The sequence below is a fragment of the Methylibium sp. genome (assembly GCF_013817365.1).
In the GTDB taxonomy this organism is placed as follows: domain Bacteria; phylum Pseudomonadota; class Gammaproteobacteria; order Burkholderiales; family Burkholderiaceae_C; genus Methylibium.
In genome coordinates, this window is the sequence record NZ_JACDCU010000195.1 from 1 (window position 1) to 7,280 (window position 7,280).

Here is a 7,280-nt window from a genome sequence, read left to right on the forward strand (position 1 = left end):
CACCGCCGCACCGAAGCGAAGCCCGCCGCCCGCCCGCGGCTTTGCCCCCGCCCGACGACAGCCAAGCAACGCCCGCCCTGGCAATCCACAGCCTGCCTCATCCCACGGTCCTCTGGCTCAACTCGACCACCTGCACCGCGACACCGCCGATGCTCCCGGCACCCATGACGATCACCACATCGCCGTCCTGCGCCGCATCGACGACGGCCTGGGCCATGTCGGCGATCTCGTCGACGAACACCGGCTCCGTCTTGCCCGCCACGCGCAACGCCCGCGCCAACGCCCGGCCGTCGGCCGCGACGATCGGCGCCTCGCCGGCGGCATACACCTCGCCGAGGAGCACCGCGTCGGCAGTACCCATGACCTTGACGAAATCCTCGAAACAGTCGCGCGTGCGGGTGTAGCGGTGCGGCTGGAAGGCGATGACGAGCCGGCGGCCCGGGAAGGCGCCACGCGCTGCGGCGATCACCGCGGCGAGCTCGACCGGGTGGTGGCCGTAGTCGTCGACCAGAGTGAAGCCGCCGCCGCCGCGGCAGGCCAGCTCGCCGTGCCGCTGGAAGCGCCGGCCCACGCCGGTGAAGCCCGCCAGTCCCGCGACGACCGGCGCATCGGGCAGCTCGAGCTCGGCCGCCACCGCGATGACCGCCAGCGCATTGAGCACGTTGTGCACGCCGGGCAGATTGAGCGTGACTGACAGGTCCGGCATGCGAACGCCGTTGCGGCGCTGCGCAACGAAGCGCATCTGCCCGCCGGGCAGGGCCTGCACGTCGACGGCGCGGATCTGCGCGTCCTCGCCGAGCCCGTAGCTCACCACCGGGCGCAAGATCGCCGGGATGATGGAGCGCACGGCGTCGTCGTCGGTGCAGATGATCGCCGCGCCGTAGAAAGGCATGCGGTGCAGGAACTCGACAAAGGCGCCCTTCAGGCGCTCGAAGTCGTGCCCGTAAGTGTCCATGTGGTCGGCGTCGATGTTGGTGACGACGCTGAGCACCGGGTTGAGGTTGAGGAAGGAGGCGTCCGACTCGTCGGCCTCCACCACGATGAAGTCGCCGTCGCCCAGGCGCGAATTCGCACCCGCGCTGATGAGCCGCCCGCCGATCACGAAGGTCGGGTCGAGCCCGGCCTCGTGCAGCACGCTGGCGACCAGCGAGGTGGTGGTCGTCTTGCCGTGGGTGCCGGCGATGGCGATGCCCTGTTTCAGGCGCATGAGCTCGGCCAGCATCACCGCGCGCGGCACCACCGGCACGCGGGCGGCCAGGGCGGCCTGCACCTCGGGGTTGTCGGCGCCGACAGCCGTGGAGGCGACCACCGCCTCGGCGCCGGCGATGTGAAGCGCGTCATGACCGATCGCCACGCGGATGCCGAGCGAGGCGAGGCGCCGCGTCACAGTGCCGTCGTGCTGGTCCGAGCCCGAGACGACATAGCCCAGGTTGTGCAGGATCTCGGCGATGCCGCTCATGCCGGCGCCGCCAACGCCGACGAAGTGGATGTGCTTGACGGCGTGTTTCATGCCTTCACCGCCAGTCTTTCGAGCTCGTCGGCCACCCGCGCCGCCGCGCGCGGGCGAGATAACGAGCGGGCCTTCTCCGCCATCGCCAGCAACTGCGCGCGATCCAGTCCGCGCAGCAAGTCGGCCAGCCCCTGCGGCGACAGCTCGCTTTGCGGGAGGTGCACCGCCGCGCCGTGCTGCGCCATGTATTGAGCGTTGTCGCGCTGGTGCGAGGTGGTGCTCACGATCAGCGGCACCAGCACGCTGGCCACGCCGGCCGCGCACAGTTCACTGACCGTCACGGCGCCGGCGCGGCAGACGACGAGGTCGCAGTGGGCCAGCCGGCGCGGCATGTCGTCGATGAAGGGAACGACCTCCATGTCCTCGCCATCAGGATCGATGCCCGCCGCCACATAAGCCGCCTTGACCGCATCGCGGTTGAGCTGCCCCGTCTGGTGCGCGACCCTCGGCCGCTCGTGCGGCGCCATCAGCGCCAGGGACTGCGGCAGCGTCTCGTTGAGCACGCGCGCACCCAGGCTGCCGCCGACGACCAGCAGGCGCAGCGGCCCTTCGCGGCCGGCGTAGCGCTCGACCGGCGCGGGCAGCGCCTCGATCTCGGCGCGCACCGGGTTGCCGGTGACCACCGCCTGCCGCGTGGTCGCTGCCGCCGCGCCATCGAAGCCGAAGGCGATGCGGTCGGCCACCGGGCCGAGCGCGCGGTTGCTCATGAGCAGGGCCGCATCGGCATTGACGAGCAGCAGTGGCTTGCCGAGCAGCGAAGCCATCAGTCCGCCGGGGAAGCAGACATAGCCGCCCATGCCCAGCACCACCGTGGCCGCGCGTCTGCGCAGGATGCGCAGGCAGGCCGCGAAGGCGCTGAGCAGGCGCACCCCGCCGGTGAGCGTGTGCACGAGGCCCTTGCCGCGCAGGCCGCTGAAGGCGACGGTGTCGAGCGCGATGCCCGCCGCCGGCACGAGGCGGTTCTCCATGCCGTGGGTGGTGCCAAGCCAGCTCACGGTCCAGCCCCGGTGCTGCATCTCATCGGCCACGGCGAGGCCGGGGATGATGTGGCCGCCGGTGCCGGCGGCGATGACGACGAGATGGCGCGTTGTACTCATGCGCGGCCTCCCCGCATGAGTTGCCGGTTCTCGATATCCACCCGCAACACGATCGCCAGCGCCACGCAATTCATCAGGATCGCCGAGCCGCCGTAGCTCATCAACGGCAAGGTCAGTCCCTTGGTCGGCAGCACGCCCAGGTTCACGCCCATGTTGATGAAGGCCTGCCCGGCCAGCCAGATCCCGAGCCCCTGCGCCAGCAGGCCGGAGAACACGCGGTCCAGCGCGATCGCCTGCCGGCCGATGTGGAACACCCGCCGCGCCAGCCAGAAGAAGGCCGCGATGACGATCGCCACGCCAACGAAGCCGAGTTCCTCGCCGATCACCGCGAGCAGGAAGTCGGTGTGCGCCTCTGGCAGGTAGTGCAGTTTCTCGACCGAAGAGCCCAGGCCCTGCCCGAAGATTTCGCCGCGCCCGAAGGCGATGAGCGAATGGGTGAGCTGGTAGGACGTGCCCAGCGTGTACTTCGCGTCCCAAGGGTCGAGGTAGGCGAAGATGCGCTCGCGCCGCCAATCGCTCAGGGTGATCATCAGCACGAAGGCGCCCACCAGCAGCAGGCTGATGAGCAGGAACATGCGGCCGTTCACGCCGCCCAGGAACAGGATGCCCATGGCGATGGTCGCGATGACCAGAAAGGCGCCCATGTCCGGCTCGGCCAGCAGCAGCACGCCCACGATCACGACCGACACCGCCATCGGCGTGACGGCGCGCCAGAAGTTTTCCTTGATCTCCATCTTGCGCACCATGTAGCCGGCGGCATACAGGGCCATGGCGAGCTTGGCGAGTTCGGAGGGCTGGAAGGTCATCGCGCCCAGCGAGATCCAGCGCTGCGCGCCGTTGACGCCCCGGCCCACGCCCGGAATCAGCACCACCGCCAGCAGCACGAGCGAGCCCAGGAAGAACAGCGGCGACCACTTCTCCCACACGCTCATGGGAATCTGCACCGCGACGATCACCGCCAGGCCGGCGACGAGGATCGAGATCACGTGGCGCAACAGAAAGTGCGTGGGCTCGTAGCGCGCGAAGCGCGGGCTGTCGGGCAGTGCGACCGAGGCCGAATAGACCATCACCGTGCCGAGCGCCAGCAACGCGATCACCACCCACACCAGCGCCTGGTCGAAGCCGAGCAGGCGCGCGGGCTGGCCGGACGAAACGCTGACCCAGTCGCGGATCGGCAGAGACATCGGGGCGCCGGGCTTGCGCAGTTCGGCAAACCGCTCTCTCGAAGATGTCGAGCCAGGCTCCGTGCGGCCCGCCGCGGCGGCGCGGCGTGGCAGCAACGCGCCGACGCAAGCGCGCAGCGCCTCGAGCCCGAAGCTGCGGTGGGCGGTGCTGGCGGAGCGGTTCATGCAGCTTCTCCGCGTTCGAGCGCCAGCGCCTGCACCGTCGCTGCGAAGACCTCGGCCCGGTGCTCGTAGTTGCGGAACATGTCCAGGCTGGCGCAGGCCGGGCTCATGAGCACGGCATCACCGGGCCGCGCCTGCTCGAAGCACCAGCGGGTGGCGTCTTCGAGCGTGGCGTGGCGCGCGAGCGGCACGTTCGTGCCCGAAAGAACAGCCTCCAGGGCCGGTGCGTCGCGGCCGATCAGCGCAACCGAGCGTGCATGGCGGGCGACCGGGGCGGCCAGCGGCCCGAAATCCTGGCCCTTGCCGTCGCCGCCCAGGATCACCGCGAGCCTGGCGGGCGCCTTGTCGGCGCCCAGGCCGTCGATGGCCGCGACCGTCGCGCCCACGTTGGTGCCCTTGCTGTCGTCGTAGGCCTCGATCTCGCCCACCGTCGCGAGGAACTCGACGCGGTGCGGCTCGCCACGGTAGTCGCGCAGGCCGTGCAGCATGGGCGCGAGCGGCCGGCCGATGGCCGTGGCCAGCGCCAGCGCCGCGAGCGCATTGGCGGCGTTGTGGCGCCCGCGGATGCGCAGCGCGTCGGCGGGCATGAGGCGCTGCACGTGCAGCTCGAACGTGTCGTCGCCCTTCTTGCGCTTGAGGGTCTCGTCGGCTTCGAGCGCGCGCACCAGCCAGGCCATGCCGTTCTCGATCACGAGGCCGTAGTCGCCCGGCGCGCGCGGCGCATCGAGGCCGAAGCGCACGACCTTGCGGTGCACGGTCTGGCTACGTGCGCCGCGTGTCGCGCCCTTGACGATCTGCGGCGGCGGCACCATGGCCTGCACCTCGGGATCGTCGCGGTTGACCACCATCACCGTGGAGGCGCCGCCATAGACGCGCGCCTTGGCTTTTGCGTAGGCCGCCATCGAGCCATGCCAGTCGAGGTGGTCCTGACTGAGGTTGAGCACCACGGCGGCGCTGGGCTCGAAGCCTTGCACGGTGTCGAGCTGGAAGCTGGAGAGTTCGAGGATCCAGGCGTCGGGGAGGTGTTCGAAGACGGGGGCGGAGGGTGGTGGGGGCGTGAGCGGAATCGGAGCGGAATCGTCGGCTCCGGCGGCACTGTCGATAAACGGTGCTTCGACGGCGATCGGCTCGGCTGCCTCTTCCACCTCGGCGGGAGCGGGTTGGAGTGAGGGTGGGCCCTCCCGCTCCAGCGCCGCCGCCAAGCTCGCCAACATCGTCGGCCCCACGTTCCCGGCCACCGCAACCCGCAACCCGCTGCGCTCGATCAACTGCCCGCACATCACGGTGGTCGTGGTCTTGCCGTTGGTGCCGGTGATCGCAATCACCTTCGGCGCATAGCCGCGCTCGACCTTCAGCTCGGCCAACGCCTGCGCGAACAGGTCGAGCTCGCCCTGCACCGGCACACCGAGTTCCGCTGCCCGCGCGAGCAGCGGCACCAGCAGCACATCCACCGGCGACAGGCCCGGGCTCTTGAAGACGCGCTGCACGCCGTCGAGCCGCGCCACGTCGAAGCCGTGCTCGAACTGCGCGGCCGGTACCGACGCGGCCAGCTCGGCCGCTCGCGGCGGGTGCTCGCGCGAGTCGGCCACGCGCACGACGGCGCCCTGCCGCGCGCACCACTGCGCCATCGCCAGCCCCGATTCCCCGAGGCCCAGCACCAGCACGGTCGTGTCCTGCAATGACTTCATGGCCAGCCCTCGCCGGGCCGTCCCAAGAGGGCTGCACGCCCCCGCGGGGGGCCGCACCGAAGGTGCTTGGGGGTGGTCATTTCAACGCAGCTTCAGGGTCGAAAGACCCACCAGGCACAGCAGCATGGTGATGATCCAGAAGCGCACCACGACCTGCGTTTCCTTCCACCCGGTCTTCTCGAAGTGGTGGTGCAGCGGCGCCATCAGCAAGATGCGACGGCCGGTGCCGTAGCGCGCCTTGGTGTATTTGAAGTACGCCACCTGCGCCATCACCGACAGCGCCTCGAGCACGAAGATGCCGCCCATGATCGCCAGCACGATCTCCTGGCGCACGATCACCGCGATCGTGCCCAGCGCGCCGCCCAACGCGAGCGCGCCCACGTCGCCCATGAACACCTGGGCCGGATAGGCGTTGAACCACAGGAAGGCCAGGCCCGCACCGGCCATCGCGGCGCAAAAGATGAGCAACTCGCCGGCGCCGGGAATGTGCGGCAGCAGCAGGTAGTTCGAGAACACCGCGTTGCCGGTCACGTAAGCGAACACGCCGAGCGCCGAGCCCACCATCACCACCGGCATGATCGCCAGGCCGTCCAGCCCGTCGGTGAGGTTCACCGCGTTGCTGCTGCCCACGATGACGATGTAGGTCAGGATGATGAAGCCGAACACGCCCAGCGGATAGCTGATGGTCTTGAAGAACGGCACCATCAGGTCGGCACGCGCCGGCAACTCCTGCGTGAAGCCGCTACCGACCCAGGAGATGAAGAGCTGGATCACGCGCAGGTTGGAAGTCTCGGCCACGCTGAACGCCAGGTAGAGCGCGGCGATCAGGCCGATCACCGATTGCCACAGGTACTTGTCGCGCGAGCGCATGCCCTCGGGGTTCTTGTCGACCACCTTGCGCCAGTCGTCCACCCAGCCGATCGCGCCGAAGCCGAAGGTCACGATCATCACGATCCACACGAAGCGGTTGCTCCAGTCGAACCAGAGCAACGTGCTGATGGCGATGGACAGCAGGATCAGCGCGCCGCCCATCGTCGGCGTGCCGCGCTTGGCGAGGTGCTCCGCAATGCCGTACTCGCGGATCGGCTGGCCGATCTTGAGCTCGGTGAGCCGGCGGATCACGAAGGGGCCGAGCGCCAGGCCGATCAGCAGCGCCGTCATCGCTGCCATGACCGCACGAAAGGTCAGGTACTGGAACACGCGCAGCACGCCGAGCTGCTCGGGGTAAAGCACTTGAAGCCACTGGCTCAGGCTGACGAGCATCAGGCGGTCCCTCCGTCGGCGGCGGCGGCACGCAGGGCGGCGACCGCCTGCTCCATCTTCATGAAGCGCGAGCCCTTGACGACGATCGCGCCCGCCGGCGGCAGCCCGCCGCTGCCGAGCGCGGCGAGCAAGGCCAGCGTGTCGTCGAAGCCCCGCGCGCCCGGGCCGAAGGCGTCGGCAGCAGCGAGGCTGGCAGCACCGGCCGTCCACAGCTCATCGATGCCCTGCGCTTGCGCATACGCGCCGACTTCGGCGTGGAACTGCGGCCCGCGTTCGCCCACTTCACCCATGTCGCCGAGCAGCAGCCAACGCGGCGCCGGCAAGGTGGCGAGCACGTCGATGGCGGCGCGAACCGAATCGGGATTGGCGTTGTAGC

The 7,280-nt window shown here is 69.9% G+C and carries 6 protein-coding genes; all 6 read right to left on the reverse strand.

Going from position 1 to position 7,280, the window contains the following annotated elements:
* Positions 1 to 97: 97 nt before the first annotated feature.
* Entirely contained in the window at positions 98 to 1,510 is a 1,413-nt protein-coding gene (murC, locus tag H0W38_RS12635; RefSeq protein ID WP_292454517.1) for a UDP-N-acetylmuramate--L-alanine ligase, read from the reverse strand.
* Positions 1,507 to 2,607 carry an undecaprenyldiphospho-muramoylpentapeptide beta-N-acetylglucosaminyltransferase gene (gene murG, locus H0W38_RS12640; protein ID WP_292454520.1) on the reverse strand — a complete coding sequence of 367 codons (1,101 nt, stop codon included), beginning with the start codon at positions 2,605 to 2,607 and terminating at the stop codon, positions 1,507 to 1,509. The genes murC and murG overlap by 4 nt, the downstream gene beginning before the upstream one ends.
* A complete protein-coding gene (gene ftsW / locus H0W38_RS12645; protein WP_292454527.1) occupies positions 2,604 to 3,791 on the reverse strand; it encodes a putative lipid II flippase FtsW in 1,188 nt (395 codons plus the stop codon). The genes murG and ftsW overlap by 4 nt, the downstream gene beginning before the upstream one ends.
* A 161-nt stretch (positions 3,792 to 3,952) precedes the next feature.
* Positions 3,953 to 5,641 (reverse strand): UDP-N-acetylmuramoyl-L-alanine--D-glutamate ligase, encoded by a 1,689-nt coding sequence (murD, locus tag H0W38_RS12650; protein WP_292454522.1) that lies wholly within the window; start codon positions 5,639 to 5,641, stop codon positions 3,953 to 3,955.
* Positions 5,642 to 5,722: 81 nt separating this feature from the next.
* Entirely contained in the window at positions 5,723 to 6,904 is a 1,182-nt protein-coding gene (mraY, locus tag H0W38_RS12655) for a phospho-N-acetylmuramoyl-pentapeptide-transferase (protein ID WP_292454523.1), read from the reverse strand.
* Positions 6,904 to 7,280 (reverse strand): cyanophycin synthetase (locus tag H0W38_RS12660; RefSeq protein WP_292454525.1); only part of this gene is annotated, 377 nt, incomplete at its 5' end. The genes H0W38_RS12660 and mraY, both read right to left, overlap by 1 nt.